General features: G+C 69.4%; 16 protein-coding genes. 6 read left to right on the plus strand and 10 right to left on the minus strand.

What is annotated here, in order from left to right:
- Window positions 1-58: 58 nt before the first annotated feature.
- On the plus strand, window positions 59-3,679 hold the full coding sequence (locus ABZX37_RS16560; protein WP_354740253.1) for a BTAD domain-containing putative transcriptional regulator: 3,621 nt from the start codon (window positions 59-61) through the stop codon (window positions 3,677-3,679).
- A 69-nt stretch (window positions 3,680-3,748) separates the two neighbouring features.
- Window positions 3,749-4,825, plus strand: coding sequence for a lipase (locus ABZX37_RS16565; RefSeq protein ID WP_354740255.1), 1,077 nt, complete (start codon window positions 3,749-3,751; stop codon window positions 4,823-4,825).
- 1 nt (window position 4,826) lies between these two features.
- Here ABZX37_RS16565 and ABZX37_RS16570 read toward each other — a convergent pair whose 3' ends face one another.
- Genes ABZX37_RS16570 through ABZX37_RS16585 form a run of 4 tightly spaced genes read right to left on the minus strand, consistent with a single transcriptional unit; the run spans window position 4,827 to window position 8,414 of the window.
- Entirely contained in the window at window positions 4,827-5,651 is an 825-nt protein-coding gene (locus tag ABZX37_RS16570) for a carbohydrate ABC transporter permease (protein WP_354740366.1), read from the minus strand.
- Entirely contained in the window at window positions 5,651-6,535 is an 885-nt protein-coding gene (locus tag ABZX37_RS16575; RefSeq protein WP_354740257.1) for a sugar ABC transporter permease, read from the minus strand. Before ABZX37_RS16575 ends, ABZX37_RS16570 begins: the two co-directional genes overlap by 1 nt.
- A 5-nt stretch (window positions 6,536-6,540) precedes the next feature.
- The gene (locus ABZX37_RS16580) at window positions 6,541-7,806 is read right to left on the minus strand and encodes an extracellular solute-binding protein (protein ID WP_354740259.1); all 1,266 of its coding nucleotides are present in this window, start codon (window positions 7,804-7,806) and stop codon (window positions 6,541-6,543) included.
- 14 nt (window positions 7,807-7,820) lie between these two features.
- The gene (locus tag ABZX37_RS16585; protein WP_344279903.1) at window positions 7,821-8,414 is read right to left on the minus strand and encodes a LuxR C-terminal-related transcriptional regulator; all 594 of its coding nucleotides are present in this window, start codon (window positions 8,412-8,414) and stop codon (window positions 7,821-7,823) included.
- 401 nt (window positions 8,415-8,815) lie between these two features.
- On the opposite strand from ABZX37_RS16585, the gene ABZX37_RS16590 reads away from it, so the two are divergent.
- Both ABZX37_RS16590 and ABZX37_RS16595 read left to right on the plus strand, forming a co-directional pair.
- Window positions 8,816-9,787: a glycoside hydrolase family 3 N-terminal domain-containing protein gene (locus ABZX37_RS16590; RefSeq protein WP_354740261.1), complete on the plus strand. Its 972-nt coding sequence runs from the start codon at window positions 8,816-8,818 to the stop codon at window positions 9,785-9,787.
- 202 nt (window positions 9,788-9,989) lie between these two features.
- On the plus strand, window positions 9,990-10,115 hold the full coding sequence (locus tag ABZX37_RS16595; RefSeq protein WP_354740263.1) for a hypothetical protein: 126 nt from the start codon (window positions 9,990-9,992) through the stop codon (window positions 10,113-10,115).
- Window positions 10,116-10,172: 57 nt separating this feature from the next.
- On the opposite strand, the gene ABZX37_RS16600 is transcribed toward ABZX37_RS16595, so the two are convergent.
- Complete coding sequence (locus ABZX37_RS16600) at window positions 10,173-11,594, minus strand: tetratricopeptide repeat protein (RefSeq protein WP_354740265.1); 1,422 nt, start codon at window positions 11,592-11,594, stop codon at window positions 10,173-10,175.
- A gap of 99 nt (window positions 11,595-11,693) precedes the next feature.
- On the opposite strand from ABZX37_RS16600, the gene ABZX37_RS16605 reads away from it, so the two are divergent.
- Window positions 11,694-12,605 (plus strand): ferulic acid esterase, encoded by a 912-nt coding sequence (locus ABZX37_RS16605; RefSeq protein WP_354740267.1) that lies wholly within the window; start codon window positions 11,694-11,696, stop codon window positions 12,603-12,605.
- Window positions 12,606-13,005: 400 nt separating this feature from the next.
- On the opposite strand, the gene ABZX37_RS16610 is transcribed toward ABZX37_RS16605, so the two are convergent.
- Window positions 13,006-14,166, minus strand: a complete 1,161-nt coding sequence (locus ABZX37_RS16610) for an NAD(P)/FAD-dependent oxidoreductase (protein WP_354740269.1) — start codon at window positions 14,164-14,166, stop codon at window positions 13,006-13,008.
- A gap of 209 nt (window positions 14,167-14,375) precedes the next feature.
- Between ABZX37_RS16610 and ABZX37_RS16615 the strand changes: the two genes are divergently transcribed.
- Window positions 14,376-15,740 (plus strand): cytosine permease, encoded by a 1,365-nt coding sequence (locus ABZX37_RS16615; protein WP_354740271.1) that lies wholly within the window; start codon window positions 14,376-14,378, stop codon window positions 15,738-15,740.
- Here the strand turns inward: ABZX37_RS16615 and ABZX37_RS16620 are convergent.
- The 4 genes from ABZX37_RS16620 to ABZX37_RS16635 are packed head-to-tail and all read right to left on the minus strand — an operon-like array spanning window position 15,709 to window position 20,894.
- Window positions 15,709-16,584: a hypothetical protein gene (locus ABZX37_RS16620; RefSeq protein WP_354740273.1), complete on the minus strand. Its 876-nt coding sequence runs from the start codon at window positions 16,582-16,584 to the stop codon at window positions 15,709-15,711. The two genes, ABZX37_RS16615 and ABZX37_RS16620, sit on opposite strands and share 32 nt — an antisense overlap.
- The gene (locus tag ABZX37_RS16625; protein ID WP_354740275.1) at window positions 16,581-19,070 is read right to left on the minus strand and encodes an Hsp70 family protein; all 2,490 of its coding nucleotides are present in this window, start codon (window positions 19,068-19,070) and stop codon (window positions 16,581-16,583) included. Before ABZX37_RS16625 ends, ABZX37_RS16620 begins: the two co-directional genes overlap by 4 nt.
- Window positions 19,063-19,554: a hypothetical protein gene (locus tag ABZX37_RS16630; RefSeq protein ID WP_354740277.1), complete on the minus strand. Its 492-nt coding sequence runs from the start codon at window positions 19,552-19,554 to the stop codon at window positions 19,063-19,065. Before ABZX37_RS16630 ends, ABZX37_RS16625 begins: the two co-directional genes overlap by 8 nt.
- Complete coding sequence (locus ABZX37_RS16635) at window positions 19,554-20,894, minus strand: hypothetical protein (protein ID WP_354740279.1); 1,341 nt, start codon at window positions 20,892-20,894, stop codon at window positions 19,554-19,556. The genes ABZX37_RS16630 and ABZX37_RS16635 overlap by 1 nt, the downstream gene beginning before the upstream one ends.
- Window positions 20,895-20,917 lie beyond the last annotated feature (23 nt).

Raw genomic sequence — 20,917 nt, forward strand, 5'->3', positions numbered from 1 at the left:
GGTGGACTCGCGTCCATGATCGACCGGTAAACTCGGTCAACACGGCGAATGGAACGGCATGCCAGGGGATGTGCGGGTGACGGTGCTCGGCCCGCTGCGCGCCTGGCGCGGGACGACCGAAATCTCGCTCGGACCCGCGCGGCAGCGGGCTGTCTTCGCCATGCTGGCGGTCGCCGCCGGACGGCCGGTGCCGCGCGCCGAGCTGATCGCGGGCGTGTGGGGCGAGTCGCCGCCGGCCAGTGTCGAGGGCAGCGTGCACACCTACATCTCCGGGCTGCGCCGCGCGCTGGAACCCGAACGCACCCGGTGGTCCGCCTCGACCGTGCTCGGGTCCGGCCCGGCGGGCTACACGCTCGACCTCGCGCCGGAAGCGCTGGACGCGGCGAAGTTCGAGCAGCACCGGGAAGACGGCAAACGCGAGGCCGAGGCCGGGGCGCACAACCGCGCGGTGGCCGAGTTCAGCGCCGCGCTCAAGCTCTGGCACGGCGAAGCGCTGTCCGGCGTGCCCGGCAATTTCGCCGAACGGCATCGCGCGTATCTGGCCGAGCTTCGGCTGGACACGCTGGACCGGGCTGCCCGCAGCAGGCTGGAAATGGGCGGCCACCAGGAGATCATCGCTGAGCTGACCGCGCTCACCGCCGAGTATCCGCTGCGCGAATCGTTGCGGGCCTCGCTGATGCTCGCGCTTTATCGCAGCGGTCGGCATTCCGACGCGCTCGACGTGTTCCGCGACGCGCGCGGCACGATCCGCGCGGAGCTGGGCGTCGAACCCGGGCCGGGGCTGCGCGAGCTGCACCAGCGCGTGCTCGCCGAGGATCCGGCGCTGGACCTGCGGCGACCGGCGATGCCCGAGCCGGTCGTGCGTGCGCCGCGGGATCCGTTGCTCGGCCGGGAAGCCGAGGTAAGCAAGCTGCACCACCTGCTCGACGGGGTCCGCGCGGGCCGGGGCAAGGCGGTGTGGATCGAGGGCGAGGCCGGGATCGGGAAGTCGGAGCTGCTGGCGCACGCGTTCGGCGACGCCGGTGGCCTGCAGGTCGCCTGGGTCACCGCGGACGAGCTGAGCATGCGGTTTCCGTTGCAGGTCATGCACGAATGCCTGGCGATCGACCCGCATTCGCCGGATCCGCGCCGCGCTCGCGTCGCGCTGAGCGGCGAGGAACCGGTGCGGCGCGTCGGCGACCCGGTGCTGGATTCGGTCGACCGGCTGCTGGCGCTCGTCGACGAACTGTGCGCCGAATCGCCGCTGCTGCTCGTGGTCGACGACCTGCAATGGGCGGACGAGCCGAGCGTGCTGGTGTGGCATCGGCTGTCCGCCGCCGCCCGGCAGCTGCCGTTGTTGCTGGTCGCCGCGACGCGACCGGCGCCGGAGCGGCCGGAGATGACCCAGCTGCGCCGTGGCGTCGAGACGCGCGACGGGGTCGTGCTCGACCTCGGCCCGCTCGGCGAGGACGACGTCCTGTGTCTCCTGCGGCGGCAGATCGGCGCGGACCCCGGGCCGCGGCTGCGGGACCTGACCGCGCGCGCCGGCGGCAATCCGTTGTACCTCAAGGAAATGCTGGACGCGCTGATGCACTCGGGCGCGGTCGAGCAGCGCGACGGGCTCGCCGACGTCCCGGATCCGCTGCGGTTCGAGCCGCCGGAATCGATCGTCGCGGCGGTCAACCGGCGGCTGGAGCTGCTGCCCGAGCAGACCCGGCAGGTGCTGGGCTGGGGCGCGATTCTCGGCATGGAGTTCGCGGTCGGCGACATCGCGGCGGTGCTCGGACAGCGGCCGTCGGACCTGCTCGGCCCGCTCGAAGCGGCAGTGACGGACAACATCCTGCTCGACACCGGAACCCAGCTCGCGTTCCGGCTTCCGTTGCTGCGTCAGACGTTGTACCACCACCTGCCGCCGGAGACCCGGGCCGCGCAGCATCGGCAGGCCGCCGAAGCGCTGGCCAAGATCGGCGCGCCGGTGAAGCGGGTCGCCGAGCAGCTCGTGGCCGTTCCGTCCACTGTGGACCCGTGGGTGCTGGACTGGCTCGTGGAGCACCAGAGCGCGGTGTCGAACCGGGCCCCGCTGATCGCCGTCGAGCTGCTGGAGCGCGCGCTCGCCGGGATCGAGGACGACGATCCGCGCCGCGAGCCGTTGCTGGTCGCGCTGGTGCGGGTGTTGTTCCGGCTCGAACGGAGTCCGGAAGACCTCGCGCTGCGGGCATTTGAGTTGTCTCGCGATCCGGACCACACGGCGGAGCTGCGCCACATCGTGTCCGCGATGCGGTTCCGCCGGGGCGACGCGCGGCTCGCGGTGGAGACGCTCGGGAACCCGGCGGAGGATCCGGGAGTCCCGGAGCTGTGGCGGGTCCGGGGTCGCCACCTGCTCGCGAACTACCGGCGCGGCGGTCTCGACGACCTCGATGTCGCGGAGGAGAACGCGCATCACGCCCGGGCCGAGGCGAACGGCGACGGCTACCTCACCGCGCACGCGCTGCAGACGTTGTGGCTGGTCGATTCCGTGCGACGGCACCACGCCAGCGCGCTGAAGCACGTGGACGAGGCGATCGCGGCCGTCGGCGACGACCACGAACTGGCCGATCTGCACCTGGACCTGCTGGACAACCGCGTCTTCACGCTGCAGAACCTCGACCGGCTGGACGACGCGAACCGCACGCTGCAGGAGGCCGCGGAGGTGACGCGGCGGCACAGCATGCCGAGCGGGCTGCAGGTTTCCGTCGCGGTGCACCGGTATTGGGAAGGCCGGTGGGACGAAGCGCTGGTCGAGCTGGACACGGTGACCGAGGACGGTCCGGCGATCACCTTCTTCGGCCTGCGCGAACCGGGTGCCGCAGCCTTGCTGCTGCACGGGGTCGCGGCGCTCATCGCGGCACGGCGGGGCGAACTCGCGCAGGCGGCCGCGCTGCTCGACGCCGCGGAGGAACACGCGCCCGCGACGAGTGCCGAGCGGGAGAGTTTCGACTTTTTGCTTGCCGCGCACGCGCTTGTCGCCTATCAACAGGGTGATCTGCAGAAGGCGATCACGGTGTTCGAGCCGATCTTGAACCCGACGTACGCGCAGATGATGTTGCGGCATCAGTGGTTGCCGCAGTTCGCGCAGATCGCGTTGGCGGCGGGAGACCGGGCGGCGGCGGAGCGGGCGCTGGCGGTGTGTGTCGAAGAGGCGGAGAAGGAGCTCGAACCGGCGCGGGCGTTCGCGGCCGCGGAATGGTGTCGCGGGTTGCTGGACGAGGATCCGGAGCCGGTCCTGCGGACGGTGGAGCATTTCCGCGCGGTGGGGCGGAAACCGGAGCTGGCCAGCGCGTTGGAGGACGCGGCGGTGCTGCTGGCTCGCGTTGGCCGCTTGGATGCCGCGCAGACCGCGTTCGATGAGGCAGCTTCGCTGTACACGGAGCTTTCGGCGGCGTGGAATCTGGAGCACGCGGAGACGCGGTTGCAGGCGGTCGGCGTGCAGCGCGGGGCTTCGCTGGCGTCGGCGCGGCCCGAGCACGGCTGGGAATCGCTGTCGACGCTGGAGGTCCGCATCGCGCGGCTCGTCGCCGCTGGCCGGTCCAATCCGGAGATCGCGACCGAGCTGCGCATTCCGCGCCGGACGGTCCAGGCGCACGTCGTGCGGTTGCTCGGGAAGCTGGACGCACCGTCGCGGAGCGAGCTGGCGACGACCGTGGCGCGACGGACGGGTTGACGAAAGTAGGGGGTCGCTGCAGACGGTCGGCAGGCGCGGGCATCCCGGGCAAACCGGCAGAGTTCCGGCATGCGCTTCCGAACCGTCCTCGCCGCCGCCCTCCTCGTCACCGCGCTGGGCTCCGCGCCCGCCTCAGCGGAAACCGCGGTCACCTTCGAACTTCCCACGCCGTCCGGCCCGCACGCAATCGGCGAACGCGACGTCCACCTCGTTGACCAGGCACGGAACCGGGAGCTGATGATCAGCGTCTGGTACCCGACCCGGCCCGGAGCCGGTCCGAAGGCGCGGTATCTGCCCGCCAAGGCCGCGCCGTACTTCGACCAGGGTGCGGCACCGGCGCTGGGGCTGCCGACCGGCAAGGTCGACTGGGCGGCCGTCGAGACGCACGCCCGGGCGAACGCGCCGGTTCAGGGACGGTGGCCGGTGGTCGTGTACTCGCCGGGCTGGGCGTCGCTGCGGGCGCTGGGCAGCGCGACCGCCGAGGATCTCGCCAGCCGCGGGTACATCGTGGTGACCATCGACCACACCGGCGAGGCGCCGTTCGTCGTGTTCCCTGACGGGCGGGTGGTGTTCTCTCAGGGGAGCAAGGACCTGGTCGCCGGGATGCGGACGCGGGTCGCGGATGTCCGGTTCGCACTTGACCAGCTGCCGGGCATCCCGGGGCTCGGGCAGTCGATGGACCTGAGCCGGGTCGGGGCGATCGGGCATTCGTTCGGCGGGGATACCGCTGCTGAGGTATCCACAGTGGACTCCCGGGTGGACGCGGCAGCCGATCTGGACGGTTGGCTCGCCTATGACGTGGATGGCAAGCAGCTCACTCGCGCGGGCGCGGAGGGGGTGTCGCGGCCGGTGTTGTTGATGGGGTCGTCCGGGAGCACCAGTGACGGGCAGGCGCGCAGCCATCGGACGTCGCCCGCGTGGAAGTCGTTGTGGGAGCACACTTCTTCTCCGAAGCAGGACATCACCTTGGCTACGGCGATGCACTACAGCTACACCGACGTCCAGTGGTTCCTGCCGAAGTTGGCGCAGCGGGTGCCGGTCGATCCTAAGGTGCAGCAGACGCGGATCGGGACTATCGATCCGCGGACGAGCATCGCGGTGCAGCGGTCCGCCATTGCCGGGTTCTTCGGGCGGTATGTCTCGTGAGTCAGGCCCGGGTCAGGCCGGTCGAAATGCTGCGCACCAGGTTTCGGCCGAGCAGCAGGAAGAGGACGATGACCGGCAGCACGCCCAGCGTCGCGCCGGTCAGCATCAGGGCGTAGTCGGTGAAGTAGCCGCTGGCCAGCTGGGACAGGACCACCTGCACGGTCGGCGTCTGCGCCGGGTCCAGGACGACCAGCGGCCAGAAGTAGTCGTTCCACGCGCCAAGGAAAGTCACCATCGCCAGAACAGTCGCTTGTGGACGGATCGCCGGGACTGCCACGTGCCAGAACGTGCGCAGCACCGACGCTCCGTCCACAGTGGCCGCGTCGACCAGGTCCTGGTCGATCGAACCCTCGCAGGCCTGGCGCATCCAGAACACGCCGAACGCGCTCACCAGCGCGGGCACGATCACCGCTTCGAGGCGGCCGTACCAGCCGAAATCGCTCACCACCAGGTAAAGCGGGACGACGCCCAGCTGTGCGGGCACCATCGCCGAGCCGACCACGAGGAGGAACAGCGTGTTGCGGCCGCGGAACCGGAGCCGGGCGAAGGAAAACCCGGCGAAACTGGACAGGACCACATTGGACACCATCACCGTCGTCGCGACGATCAGCGAATTGCCGATCGCCAGCCAGAAATCGACGGTGGTGAAGACGCGCTGGATGTTGTCGAAAAGGTGGCCGCCGGGCAGCAGCAGTGGCGAGGTCTCGCCGATAGCCGCGTTGTCCCGTGTGGACACTACGAAGGACCAGTACAGCGGGAACAACGACGAGGCGACCAGCCCCACCAGCACCGCGTATACCCAGCCCCCGGCCCGGCCCCGGCGGATCACGGCGCACCTACGAAGCGGCGTACGAGCCGGTAGTTGACGACCGCGAACACCAGGCAGATCAGGAACATCACCCAGGACAACGCCGCCGCGTATCCGGCGTCGAATTTGCCGAAGCCTTTTTCGTACAGGTACATCGTGAGCGTTTGGAATTGCCGGTCGTTGCCGCCCGCGCCGCCGTTGCCGGTGGCGTCGAACAGCTGCGGTTCGGCGAACAACTGGAGGCCGTTGACCGTGCCGGCGACTGCGGTGAACGCGATGGTCGGGCGGATGCCGGGCACGGTGATCGACCAGAACGACCGCCACCGCGAAGCTCCGTCGAGCGCGGCGGCCTCGTACAGATCCTGGGGCACTGCTTGCATCGCGGCCAGGTAGATGAGCGCGTTGTAGCCGGTCCAGCGCCACATCACCATGCTCGCCACCGCGAGGTGCGACGACCACTGGTGCGACTGCCAGGACACCGGCGGCACCCCGAACCAACCGAGCACCTCGTTGACCACGCCGTAGCCCGAGCTGTAAAGCTGCGCGAACACCAGCCCGACGGCGACCACGGACACCAGGTTCGGCAGCAGAAGCCCGGCCCGCCACCAGGTCGCCGCCCGCAGCGGCCGGTTCAGCAGGGCGGCGATGCCCAGCGCGAGGAAGAACTGCGGAATCGCGGCGAGCAGGAAGATGCTGACGGTGTTGAAAAGCGCGTTGTAGAACCGCGGGTCACCGAACAGCTCGACGTAATTGGAGAAGCCGAGGCCGCCTTCCGGACCGGAAAGCAAATCCCATCGGTGCAGCGAAACCCACGACGTGTACAGCAGCGGGAACGCGCCGAACACTCCAAAAAGGACAAAGAACGGCAGAATGAAGACGTAGGGGGTGAGCTTCCGGTCCACGACAGCTACTTGATCGCGTCGCGGCCCATCCGGACCGCATCGGCCCACGCCTGGTCGACGTTCTCCGAGCCGTCCTCGATCCGGCCGAGCGCGCGGCCGAATTCGGGACGCACGTCAGCGTCGTGCAGGCCGCGGTAATTCGGCCGCAGCCGGTCCGCCGACGCCGCGTAGATCTGGCCGACCGGCGCGTTCGAGAAATAGGGATCGGTGTGGGCGATGACCTGCGGATCCTGATACACGCCCGGTTCGCTCGGCAGGATTCCGTCGGAGAGGAAAAGCCGCTTCTGCTGCGCGGGCGCGGTCAGCCACTGCGCGAGATCGTAGGCTTCCTTCGGGTGCGCGCTCTGCTTCGGCACGGCGAGGAAGGAACCGCCCTGGTTGCCGCTGTTGCCCGGCACTGTCGTGACGTCCCATTTGCCGCTGACCGCGTCTCCGCCGGCTTCCTTGATCTGCGTGAGCATCCAAGCCGGACACGCGATGGTCGCGAAGCTGCCCTGTTTGATCGCGACGTTCCAAGCCTGCGTGTACGTCGTCGCGCCAGCCGTTTCGTGAGCCTGCGCGAGGCCGCCGGACAATTGGAAGGCGTTGCGCACGCTGGGGTTCTGGTCGGCGATGTAGGAATCGTCCTTGGCGGAGAAGTAGTTCTCCGGAGACTGGTTCAGCATCGCGGTGTAGACGGTGCCCGCCGAATCGGCGAACTTCACCTTCGGCAGCTTTTCGGTGAACCGGGCCGCGACATTCGCGTAGCCCCGCCAGTCCGGCATCAGCTCGGCGACGGCCTTGCGATCGGTCGGCAATCCGGCCTGCTGGAACAGGTCCCGGCGGTAGCACATCGCGAGGCTGCCCATGTCGGTGCCGAGCCCGAACACGTAATCGCCCGAGGTGCCCTGCGCCCACTTCCACGGCGCCCATTGCTGCTTCAGCTTGTCCGCGCCGAAGCCGGCCAGGTTGACGAATTTGTCCTTGGCCCGGATGTACTTCGGGATGTACTGCTCCTCGACCGCGACGACGTCGGCCGCGCCGCGCCCGGCAGCCAGCTGCGTGGCGAGGCTCTTGAAATGCGTGTCGAAATCGGTGACCCGGCTGCGGATCTCGACGTTCGGATGGTCTTTCTGGTACTGCTCGAAGAGCGGCGCGTAGCCGAACTCGCCGAATGTGGCCACGCTGAGCGTGATCTTCCCCGAGGACGCGGCGGAACCGCACGCGGCCGCCAGTAACAGGAATGCGGCGGCGAGCGCGGCAACGGCCGGGCGCCGGGTCAGCTTTCGCACGTGGTGAGCATCCTTTAAATCACTCCGGCGCGCAGCGCGTAGGCGACGGCGTGCGGACGGTTCCGCAGCTTGAGCCGGTTCGTCATGCCGTAGATCACGTTCTTCACGGTCCGCTCCGAGTAACAGAGCTTGTTCGCGATTTCCGCGGTGTCCCAGCCCTCGGCCATCAACCGCAGCACGTCGACCTCGCGCGGCGACAGGTTGGTGTGGTCGCCGCCGCGGCGCAGGGTCTCGGCCTGGTGCAGCAGATCCCGCATCGAGGTCTCGCGCCCGGAGGCGGCGGCCACGATGCTGCGCACCAGCTGGTCCCCGCCGATCGCGTCGCGCGGCAGCACCGCGGCGACGTGCCAGGCGGCCAGCTCGGCCAGGTCGTCGGCGTCCACATACCCGGCGACGAAGACGATGGCGGCGGGCGTTTCCGAGGCCGCGGCCCGCAGCGCCGCCTTCACCTCGCGAGTGACGCGGTTCGCGGCGAACACGAGCACCGCCGCTTCACCGCGCTGCTGGCCCGGCATCACCCGCACCTCGCGGCGCGTGCGCAAATGGTCGATGAGGCCCGCGAGGGTGATCGGGTCCGAAGCCCATGCCGCAACCTTGACCTGATTCATCGCTGCCTCCCCGGTGCAGAGCACTCGCCTGTCGTGTTCCTGCAGTGTGCCCACCGCGGCTTCACGAAATCTCTAGTCGGGACGCGCTCATTCTTCACAGCGTGAAGTTGGGCCCGCCGGTGGGGTTCGGTTACCGTCACGGAGACCCGTCCGGACATGCAGAGGAAATGATGAAGGCGCACGCACGACCCCGCTGGATCACCGCAGGCGCCGTCAGCGGGTTAACGCTCATATGTGCGCTTTCCGCGTGCTCCGGGGATCGTTCCGTTTCTGGAACAGCGACGCCCACTCCGCTCACAGCGCCGAGCGCGGGCAGTTCGCCGCAAGCCGCTCCACCTGCGTCAACCTCGCCTTCGCAGACTGTGCCGGGGCAACTGTCGTGCGCGTCGGCGGTGGCGGGGATGGATCCGCGGGCGCGAGTGGCGCAACTCGTGGTGCCGGGCGTCAACGCGGGCGATCCGGCGGGCGTCGCGGAGCTCGTGCGGACGCAGCAGGTCGGCGGGATCTTCGTGGGCGACAAAAAGACCACGCTGTTGCAAAATGGCGCGCTCGCCGGCGTCCAGCGAGCCGCGAAGATCCCGGTTTCGGTCGCGGTCGACGAGGAGGGCGGGCGCGTGCAGCGCATCGACGACCTCGACGGCTCGCTCCCGAGCGCCCGGCAGTTGGCGGCCTCGAAGACGCCGGACGAGGTGCGCGCGATCGGCGAGCAGCGCGGCAAGCAACTGCGCGCACGCGGGGTGACCGTCGACTACGCCCCGGACGCGGACGTGAGCGACGAACCCGACGACGCGGTGATCGGCGACCGTTCTTACAGCCCGGACCCGGAAAAGGTCCGGCAGTACGCGATGGCGTTCGCCGAGGGCCTGCGCGCGGGCGGGGTGCAGCCGGTGCTCAAGCATTTCCCGGGCCACGGCCACGGATCCGGCGATTCGCACCGCGGCACCGTCGTGACCCCGCCGCTCGACCAGCTGCGTCGGGTCGATCTGGTGCCATATCGCGACATTTCGGAGTACGGGCAGGTCGGGGTGATGGTGGGGCACCTGGAGGTCCCGGGGCTTACCGGGGACGAGCCCGCGTCGCTCGCGCCGGAGGCGTATCGCTTGCTGCGCAACGAGTTCCACTTCACCGGGCCGGTGATCACCGACGATCTGGGCGGGATGAAGGCGATCACGGACCGGTTCGCGTTGCCGGACGCGGTGCTGAAGTCGTTGCAGGCGGGGGCTGACCAGGCGTTGTTCTCGTCTGGGCACAACGACGTGGGGGCTGTGGTGGATCGACTTCAGCGGGCTCTGGAGAGCGGGGAGTTGTCCGCGGCGCAGGTGACGGCTTCGGTGGAACGGGTGTTGGCGGGCAAGGGGTTTTGCCGTCCTTGAGCTGGGGTTGGCGCCAGGTAGCGTCGGAGTGTGAAGCCGATTCTGCTGCTCGACGTGGACGGGCCGCTGAACCCTTTCGCGGCTGAGACCACGCCGCCTGGCTTCGCGATGGCGGAGGAAGGCCGCGCGCTGGGGCTGGCTCAATCCGGCGCACGGGATCTCGCTGCTTGCTCTCGCCGAGCGGACCGGTGCCGAGCTTGCATTGATCACGTCATGGGAAGACGAGGCCAACGCCGCCATCGGCCCGGCGCTCGGGTTGCCCGCGCAGCACCCGGACTGGAAATACGGTGCGGTCGGCCGCTTCGCGACGGGGCGGCCGTGGGCATAGGTCCAGCCCACCTCGCCGCAGTGAAAACCGCGCTCCGGCAAGGGTCCTGACCTCGGCTCAGTCCTCCTCCGCGAGGACTTGAGCCAAGGTGGCGGCGGCACTCACCGTCTGCGGATGGTCCTCCCCCAGCGCCCCTCGGCACCTCGGCAGCAGATCCTCCAGTACGGCAAGAGCCGCAGCGCGATTGCCGAGGCGGAGGTGGATCTGGACCAGGTTGCCGGTAGTCCGCAGGGTGCCCAAGGCATCGGGACCGAGCGCGCGGCGGCTCCGGGCCACGACGTCCTCCGTCTGGTCGCGCGCGCGTTCGTATTCGTCCAGCCCCATGTACGCCACGCACAGGTTGCTCGCGACGGTCAGCGCCAGCGGATCGTCCTCGCCCAGGACGCGGCTCACCCTGGGCAGGAGGTCGGTCAGCAGGTCGCGCGCCTCCGGGTAATCGTTGGTGCCCACCAGGCAACCCGCCAGGCGGTTGGCGACGGCGAGGGTGTCTGGGTGGTCTTCGCCGAGCGCGGCGGTCCATTCAGCGTGAATGAGCCGAGCCAGGGCAACACCGGGGCGGGCTTGGCCGGAGACGAAGAGGTAGCGCAGTACTCGGATGAGCAGTGCGCGGTGCTCCGGCGACTCGTGGCCGCGGAAGTCCGGCTCAGCGGCCGACATCCGGATGGCATTGGCGACCCTGCGGTATTCGGGCCACGATTCCTTCCGGTCGGGATCCAGGTCCACGGAGGTCGGAGCCTCCGAGAGAGGCGGCAGCACGGGATACGGCGGAGGCTGCGCGCGATCCCAGAGCGAAGCGGGGGCGCCGTCGAGCAGTCTGGCCGGGCAGCCCCGTTCGTGGAACAGGTCGCAGCCGGAGTTCAGCACCGAATGCGAGCGGCCCGAGAAGAGAGCGGGCACCGGATACGTCTGGAACGGCTCGCCCTGATTGTCGATGACGGTGGTGCCATGGCGGCCCGCGCAGGTCCAGTCCACTTCGAGGCGCCAGGCGACCTCGTGGGTGGTGGTGATCGGTTCGATCTCGAACTGCTCGATGTCTGTCGCGCTGACGGTGAACGGGAAATCCGGGCCCTGTGCGACCAGACGCGGCGACGGGGCGTCGAAGTCGGTCGTGAACGGGCGCGGTTTCAGCAGGCCGCCGATCCGGACTTGCAGGCAGGCCGGGCGCGGCGGGATCCGCGAGACCACCACGACCCGCGCGGATTGCAAGACGACGGCGCGGTTCGTCCGGGCTTCCACGGTGATGATGTGGACCGTCCCGCCGGGGACGGCGACCTGCGGCGGATCGGTGTCGAGCACCAGGTCAGCCATGGTTCCGCCGGGTTGCAGCCGGACCGAGGCGATGAGCGGGTCGGCCAGATCCGCCGGACTGTCGCCCGACCGGCCGACGTTGATGTCGCCGTGCACCGCCCCGGCCATGACGACTTTGTCGAACTGGCCGCCGGTGATGCGATTGGCAGAGGACTCTTCCGCGTCCGTCACCCACTCGAGCCTAGTCGTTAACTCAATGAACGAAAGGTTCGTCCGGGGCCGGTGCGGGGTGACTATGGTCGCGTTCGCCCGTCGATCGAGGAGGATCGGATGTCCGGACGTTTCCGTGCAGGCGTCGCCGTAGTGGCGGCGGTGATCGGGCTCGGGGTGCTTGCCGCGCCGGCATCGGCCGAACCGGTGCCGACGACCGGGTGCGGGCAGTCGGTCGTGGGCGCCGGCACCACGACGGTCGAGCATCTGACGTCCGGCGGCATCGATCGCGAGTACCGGATCTACGTGCCCGCGCGCTACAACCCGCACCGGCAGTACCCGGTCGTCCTCTCCTATCACGGGCACGGCCGCACGGCGGAGTACCAGGAAGAACTGTCCGGGTTCTCCGGCTCGGACGTGATCGCGGTGTACCCGCAGGGCGTCACGGGCACGGACGGCAAGTCCGCGTGGACCGGCGCGCCCTACTCGGCTCCCGTCGACGACGTCCAGTTCACTGGCGACCTGCTCACCTCACTGCAGCACCGGATGTGCGTGGACCCGGCGCGGATCTACGCGGCGGGCAAGTCGAACGGCGGCGGTTTCGTCGGCGTGCTGGCGTGCCGGATGGCCGACCGGATCGCCGCGTTCGCCCCGGTTTCCGGCGCGTTCTACCCCCAGGGCGGTGCCTGCCGTCCGAGCCGGAAGGTCGCGCTGCTCGACTTCCACGGCACGGCCGACACCACCATTCCGTACACCGGCAATCCCGAGAAGGGGCTACCGTCCATTCCGGACTGGCTGAACGGCTGGGCCGCGCGCGACCGGTGTTTCCCTTACCCGGTCTCGGTTTCTCCGGTGCGCGACGTGGTGAAGCAGTGGTGGCCCGGATGTTCGCTGGTGCACTACCGGGTGGAGGGGGCCGGACACGTCTGGCCGAGCACCCGCCCGAACAACGACTCCGACACCCCTGCCCCGATCGACGCCACCCCGGTGATTCTTCAGTTCTTCAAAGCGCACCGCCTCACCGGAGTCTGAGCTTCGGCAGCGGCTGGGCCGCGGGCTGCGAGGGGACCCCTGGGGGAATCAGGGTCAATGCCAGGAACTTAAGCCGCGCGACCCCGACTCACTGACAGTCCACAAAGGACTTAAGTGGCACCGAAATGGCCGATTCGTCGCCATGTGACCATGCCTTGAAGTCCGTGAGGGGACCCTTGAGGGAATCAGATTCCCTCAAGGGCCCCCTCACGGACCGCAACCCGGCTTCCGTTGCCGAGTTGCGGGGACACAGCGACGTGCGTTCAACCGGATCGAGCCAGCTGAGCTGGGAAACACGCCGGAATCGCGTCCGCATCACAGCCTTGAGTTCCTGGCATGGGGAATCAGATTCCCTCAGGGTTCCCCTCACGTACGTTCAACGGCGCGCACCGCACCAGCCTCAGCCGACCCGCGCCGCGGGTTCCCGCTTCTTGGCCAGCATCCGGCGGAATCCCTCCGCCACCACCTTCGCCGTGTCCTTGCCGTGGTCGGCGGTGATCCGCTTGACCATCTCCGCGGACTCGGCGGCGACCTCCTCGCTGCGCGCGAACATCCGTTCCTCGTGCAGGGCCAGTGCGGTCTCGACGTCGTCCGGATGCGCGGCAAGCAGTTCCGCGAGGTCGGAACCGTCGAGCATGGCCAGGTTCGCGCCTTCCCCGTTCGGGCCCTGCAGGTGTGCCGCGTCGCCGATCAGCGTCACGCCCGGGGTCCGCTCCCACCGGTGCACGCCTGGCAGCCGGTAGTGCCGACGCAGGATCGGCGGGGTGTCGCCGCCGGAGATCAGCTCGCGGATTTCCGGGGCCCAGCCGTCGAATTCGGCCTCGATCCGGGCGAGAGCGGCCGGGGGGTCGAGGCCCTCGAGTGCGTCGAACCATTCCTGCGGCTTGTTCAGCATCGCGTAGGTGTGCAGGGCGTCGCGTTCGCGGTGCACCATGATGCGCCGGTCCGGCCCGGGCGAACCCATTCCGCCGCCGCCCACGACCTTCGCGGCTGCCGGATGCCGGGTTTCGGCGTCGTAGAGGTAGGTCTCGACGAACGCGAGGCCCATGTACTCCGGCATCGCGTCGGACAGCAGCGGCCGCACCTTCGACCACGCGCCGTCCGCGCCGACCAGCAGCTTCGCGACGATCGAACCGCCGTCGGCGAAGGAAACCTCGTGGCCGTCGGCGACCGTGCGGACGCCGCTGACCTTCCGGCCCCACTGGACGGTTCCGTCCGGGAGCGAGTCGAGCAGCATCTGCCGCAGCTCGCCGCGCAGGAGTTCGGGACGGCCGCCGGTGCCGTCGTCGGGATGGTCGAGCAGGACGGTCCCGTCGGGATCGAGGATCCGCATCTGCTGGCGGCCTTCGAGGATCAGGTCGCGGAACTCGTCCACGAGATCGGCGGCCTCGACGGCGATCTGGCCGTTGTAATCGTGAATGTCGAGCAGTCCGCCCTGGGACCGCGACATCGGCGACGGCTCGGCCTCGTAGACCGTGGCCGGGATCCCGCGCAGGTGCAGGACCCGGGCGAGGGTCAGTCCGCCGAGGCCGGCGCCGATGATGGTGACTGGAGTCTGCATTGTTCTCCCCTGTGAGCTGGTGACCCCTGAAGACTGGCGGCGTCGGCTGGCACCGGCCGCACACTCCGCTGGCAGTCCGCTGCCAGGCGCTGACAGCTAGTCAGGGTCTGGGATCCGAGACAGAATCATCCGGCGGCTACTTGGCCGGAAGGCCCGCGCTGACGTTGAGTTCGTCCAGCGCATTCACCGGAGATCCGCAGGAGGGGCACGTGGCGGCCACATTGGAGCGACGCTCGATCGACCCGGTGCCCGAGTCCGAGCGGCACGGGCACCCGCGCAGCCTGTTCACCCTGTGGTTCGCCGCGAACACGCAGATCACCTCGGCGGTCACCGGCGCGCTGACGGTGCTGGTCGGCGTGCATCCGCTGTGGGCGATCGTCGCGGTCGTGCTCGGCAACGCGCTCGGCGGCGTTCCGATGGCGCTGCACGCCGCGCAGGGGCCGAAGCTCGGCATCCCGCAGATGATCCAGTCGCGCGCGCAGTTCGGCGTGTACGGCGCGGCGCTGCCGCTGGTGCTCGTCGTGGTGATGTACCTCGGCTACTTCGCGAGCGGTTCGCTGCTCGGCGGCCAGGCGGTCGCCCAGATCACGCACCTGCCGACAGACGCCGCGATCGCGGTCTACGCGCTCGCCTCGGCGCTGATCGCGATCGTCGGGTACCGGCTGATCCACCGGTTCGGCTGGCTCGCGTCCGCACTGTCCGTGGTCGTCTTCCTCTACCTGACGATCCGGCTGGTCAGCGGTCACGACCTCGGTGCCGTGCTCGCCGCGCCGCACCTGGACTTCCCGAAGTTCCTGCTGGCGATCTCGCTGACCGCGTCGTGGCAGCTCACCTTCGGCCCGTACGTCGCCGACACCTCGCGCTACCTGCCCTCGGCGACGTCGGTGCGCGCAACGTTCTGGTGGACGTACGGCGGCACGGTGCTGGGCGCGGTGTGGGCGATGTCGTTCGGCGCGATGGCGTACGCCATTGCCGGGAAGGCGTTCAAGGGCCACGAAGTCGCGTACGTCGTCGGCCTCGGCGGCGAAGCGTTGCTGATCCCGCTGCTGCTCGCCATCGCGCTCGGCAAGTTCACGGTGAACGTGCTGAACATCTACGGCGGCTACATGACCGTCGCGACCGCACTGACCGGCTTCGGCCGCCGCGCAGCGCTTTCGCAGGCCACGCGGATCGGCTACATCGCGGGTGTCGGCGTGGTCGGCGCGGTGATCGCCATCCTCGGCCGCGGGCAGTTCCTGTCGAACTTCGTGCTCTTCCTCGACTTTCTGCTGTACTTCCTCACGCCGTGGAGTTCGATCAACCTGGTCGACTTCTACCTGCTGCGCAAGGAGAAGTACGACCTGGAGGCGCTTTACGATCCGAATGGCCGTTATGGCCGGTGGGCTTGGCCCGCGCTGACTGCTTACGTGCTGGGGATCGCGGTGCAGATCCCGTTCGCCAATGTGGAAGGCATTTTCGTCGGCCCGATCGCGCCGCTGCTCGGTGGCGCGGACATCTCGTGGCTGCTTGGGCTGATCGTGCCCGGTGCGTTGTACATAGCGTTCATGCGTCGGTCGGCCGCACTTCGAGCGTGACAGTCCGGGCCGGGGTCGCGCCTTGGTCTGCGCTGGAGACAGCGAACGCGGTCAGTGGCAAGCCGCTCGCTCCGGCCAGTACCCGAGCCGCAGCGGACGCGCGGGCCAAGGAGACCGTCGAGCCGCCGCTTGACGGGCCGCCGGGGACAGCTACGCCGTGGCCGATCACGGTTACGCGCACGGAATGTCCTTTGAGGACATCCGCCCAATTCGTCAACGCTGTTTGCCCGGCTACGTTCGGCGTTGTCGCGTTAGGACTGAACAGGCTGCGGTCGAAGTTGATCGTGACAGCGTCGGTTCCTGCCTTAGTAGTCGCTCCTGGCGCGGTCAAGGACTTCGCCAGCTGGTTCAGGCGCTCCTGTCGCTCTTCGGCAGCAGTGGCATCGCGGGATTCCACGCTGTGCAGGCGATCCAGCTCAGCACGGAGACCGTCCTCCGGCTTGGCCGCCATGACCACCGGAGCAGTAGGCGGCTGACGCGTCGTCAGCACCACCCCGCCCGCGATCGCGCCGCTTACCAGCACCACAGCACCGGCGGTCAGCAGATACCGGCGGACCGGCCGCCGGCGCAACCGTCCGGAATGGACTTTCGCGATTACGCGACGTCCCGCCTCCGCAGCGGAATTGTCCGGCTGCAAAGCCAAAACGGCCGCCCAAGCCGCATCCGCCGCAGCGAGATCGCCTGACTGTGCGTGCACGCGAGCCAGCAGATCGAGCCGGGCGGGATCGCCAGCCGAATCCGGCTCCAGGAGCGCGACAGCCGCCTCGTAGTCGCCGCGACGGGCGAGGTCGGCTCCTTCGGCGAGGACGAGTTCCCGTTCCAGCGCCCGCGAAAGCCCGCTCATTCTCGCTCCCCCCGGAGAATCCCGCCGCCCGGCTGACCCGGCCGGTCGTCCGGCAGCAACCGGCGCAACCGGCGGTTGACGTCCGGCAGCGCGGGCCAGTTCGACGTCGCCACCGCGTGCTCGCCCTCGCGGATCAGCTCCCGCGCGCGGGCCGGGTCGGACATGGTGTCGCGCGAGGCCCGCAGCGCGTTGAACACCTCCAGGTGCAGCGAACCGTCCCGGCGCAGCAGCACAACCTGCAGGTCCAGCGCCCGATCGGACAGTCGCTCGCCCGCCTCGGTGTCGTGCGATTCGGCGACGGCCGCGTACCGGCGTTCGATCTCGGCGAGTTCGGTCCGGTCCTCGTCCGCGCCGACGCGGTCGACCAGCTCGCGACAGTGGTCGATCTGGTCCCGAAGGCGTTCCAGCACCTCGGGTACGCGCAGCTCCGCCTCGATGTCGTCGAGGTCGGCCTGCACGTCGCGCATCCGGCGTTCCGCGGCGACCGCGGCTCCCTCGTCGGCACCGCCGGAGCGCACCTCGTCCCGGACCGCCGCGACGCTGCCCTGTTCGTCGAGCCGGTGCAGCAGCCCGCGCGCCCGGTCCGAACGCGTCCTTACGACCTCCGTCCGCACCTGTTCGTGGCGCGCTTCCAGTTCGTTCAGCAGCCGCCGCAGCGTCTGCGGGTCCGGCACGTGCTGCTGTTTGAGGTCGATGACCGCCTCGAACTCGTTGTCCAGCAACGGAACCTCGGCCACCACGGACACCTGCCGCGAATCGTCCATCTCGAACGTCATCACGATCTCGCTGCCGCGCGGCAGGTCGAACCGCACGTCCCGCGCGTGGATCTCGATCACGCCCACCTGCTGGTTGCGCTCGCCGCGACGGCGTTCGCCTTCCGCGACCGGGATCCGGATCACCGCGGACGTGTTGCCGCGCCGCAGCGTCGCCGTCGTGAAGAACGTCTGCCGTTTCGCTGCTGGCAGCGGCGCGTTCTTCATCAGCATCGGGGTGAACGACCCGTCTGCCTCGGTCAGTCCGACCGTGTTGACCACGGTCTGGCCCATCATTTCGTTGAGCTGGTGCGTGATCGTGAGCGAGTCCGGCCGCACCGGAACGCGCGCGCCTGCCGGGTCGAGCAGTTCGATCTCGAACCGGTTCGTGCTCAGCTCGTCGAGCACCACGTCGACGGTGAAAGTGCCGTCGGCGGAAACGGAAACCTCGGACGTCCGGTAGACCGGCCTGCGCTGCGGGGCGCTGAGCGCGATCCGGAATCGGGCCCACTCGGCCGGGCCGTCGGTCGAACAACGGCCGGACACCGGCAGGGTCGGCAGGCTGGTGGTGGCCGGGTAGGACAGTTCGAGCGAGTACTCCCCACGCCTCGCCGGGCGTACTGTCCGCGGCCGCGCCACCGTTCCGGCGTAGGCGGCCGCACCGCGCGCCACCACGGTGCTCGGGTCCTGGCTGTGGTCGAGCGGAATGCCGAGCCCGGCTGACGGGTCCGCCAGCAGCTCGCGCAACCCGGGTGCGAGCGTCGGGCCGCCGACGAGCAGCAGCCGGTCGATGTCCGCCGGGCGCAGATTCGCCGACTCCAGCGCGGACCGGCACAACTGCACCGCGCGCAGGTAAAACGGTCGCGCCGCCTGATCGACTTCCTCGCGGCGCAGGACGTACTCGAACATCTCCTCCTGGCCGTCGCCTCGGTCGAGGTCGAGCATCACCTGGGTCTGTTCCGCTTGGGAGAGCTGGATTTTCGCCGTTTCGGCGGCGCTGCGCAGCCGGGCGAAGTTCCGCCGCCAGCGCGGATTCTCCCGAGCGAATTCGCTGAGGCCGAGCTGCCGTGCCGCCTCCGGCGCGAGTATCCGGTCCAGCACCGCTTGGTCGATGTTCCGGCCGCCGAGGTGAGTGTCGCCAGAGTGGTGCAGCACGCTCAATTCCCCCTCGACAGTGCTCACCACCGCGGAGTCGAACGTGCCGCCGCCGAAGTCGAACACCATCCAGTGCGCGCCTTTGCTTTCGTTCTGGAATCCGAACGCGAACGCCGCCGCGGTCGGTTCCTGCAGCAGCGGGCAATTCCCGGTGAACCCGGCCAGTTTCGCGGCTTCCTGCGTCGCCTCGGTCTGGTTGAGCAGGAACGCCGCGGGCACGGTGATCACCGCCGCGTCCGGCACTTCGCGCGGAGCAACGGAACTGCGCAGCGACCGCAGCACTTCCGCGGACAGTTCCACCGGCGTCATGCTGAACCCGGCTTTCGGGAATTCCCGCCGCGCGTCCGGCAATCCCATGGCCTGCTTGAATTCGATCTGCACACTGTCCGGATCGTCTTCGAGTCGACGCCGTGCCCCCGCTCCGACTTCGATCACGCCGCGTCGGCGACTCCACACCGCGGACGGCGTGTAATCCATCTGCGCGTTGTTCTTGATCACCGCCACCGCACCGTCCTCCAGCACCGCGATCGCGCTGTTCGTGGTGCCGAGGTCGATCCCGAAATCGATCGTGTCACGCATCCGTTTCCCCGTTCCCCCGGGCGGCCGGGCGCCCGACGATGACCTGTCCCATCTGGATCCGGCGGCCGGTCAGGTAAATCGACGGCCGCACGGTCTCCACCACCCGCTCGACGTCCAGGTCCGGTTCGTCCTGGAACAGCAGCACCTCGAGCGCCATCCCGGAGCCGAACGGGATCCGGTCGTGGTCCTGCACAGCCACCCCCGCCGCGTCGAGCGCGTCCTGGCTCGCGCTGAGGAACCGGCCCGCCTGCCGCGCCACCCGGTCCTGCGCCCCGGCGAGCTTGCGCCGCGCCCGCCACAACGCCGTCGCCGCCTCCGCCAAGTCCGATTCGGACAGTGGCGACGCATCGGTCAACACGGCGGAGAGTTGCTCCAGCGCGTCGCGAAGCCGAGCGCGCTCCTCCTCGCGCAGGCCTGGTTCGGCGATCCGGAACTCCTTGTGCTGCTTGCGCTGCCGCGCTTCTTCGCCACGCCGGTCCCCCATCACAAACCCCTCCGCACCCGAACGAACGGGGCGATGAACACCAGCACCGCCGCCACGACAACGGCCAGCCAATGAGGCACCTCAACCAGACTGAGCACCAGATAAACCCCCACGTCCAGCCCCAACAGAGCCGGATACCGCCCCGGGGTCGTCCAAGGCCGAGCCGCCACAAAGCAATTCATCAACGCACCGGCGACCGCGCCGGGAAAGACGAAGGCCAAAATCGCCTCCTGCGGGAGCTTCAGAACCAGGAACACCGCCGCCGCCACCGCGTGCAGCAACGCGCCGCAGATCCGAGCCGCCGACGGTTCCCGCTCCGGAGGACGGCTGGGCGCATACGCCGTGGCAGCGATCTCGTTGCGCGCCACGGCTTCCAACGTCTCCGGATCGCGACTGCACCGCCGAGCGAGCGCGAACACCTCCCGCACCAGTCCCGTCCCGCCTCCCGCGTCCGCCAGTGCGACCCCGATATTGTTCGCCACCACCGCGATCGACTCCGAAAGCGACGCCGTACGCCGGAATTCCGCCCTCGGCACGACCTCTTCGAGCCGGTCGAACAGCGGCTGGGTCTCCTCGACGGCCCGCCAAGCGGCGGCCTCGGCCCGGTTCCCGTCCAGATCGCCCCGCAAATCCTTGAGCAACGATTCGGCTCGTCGATACGTCCCGTCGGCGATGGCCGCACGCGCGTCCTCGGCCGCATGCCGATCAGCCGCGAACAACGCGAGATACCCGGTGAACCGTCGTGGCTCCGCCGACCGGGCGGCTACTTCGATCAACGGCGCGAGCAACGCGTCCGGCAAGGCAAGGCGCAAGCCGTCCACAGTGGATTCGTCCAGCCGCCGGTCGCCCAGCTTCCCGACGCGGTGGCGCAGATGCCGCCAGAACGATTCGCTCCGCAGCACCACTCCCCAGCAACGACCGGCCTCAGTCCACAATGGAGTCGGATGGTCGTCGGTGCGGTCAGCTTCCGCGTCAAGGGCTGCCGCGTAGGCGGCCACCGCGCTGTCGTGCTTCTGGTGCAACTGGAGCGGACACCCGCAGTCAGCGGGCAGGCCCCAGGTCCAGAAGACTTCGTCGACGAGCCGACGCTCGGTGTTGCCGAGTGCGTCGAAGGCCGCCCGTACCTCGTCGACGGTCACATCCGCTGGCACCCCGTCCGGGGCCGCGCCGCCGACTTCGAGCACCCCCAGGACTCGAAGGCGCCGCTCCCGCACCTCCCGCCGCGTCGCGGTCGCGGTGAGCCCGACGATCCGGAACGGGTTGCGCCGGTACAGCTCAGGCGTCGCCACCTCCCGCACCCGCGCCGCGGCGGTCCGGCCGCGCCCCTCGTTCGCTCCCATGCCGGGGAAGGTAAAACGAGGAG

The sequence above is a fragment of the Amycolatopsis sp. NPDC004079 genome (assembly GCF_040610415.1).
Lineage (GTDB): Bacteria > Actinomycetota > Actinomycetes > Mycobacteriales > Pseudonocardiaceae > Amycolatopsis > Amycolatopsis halotolerans.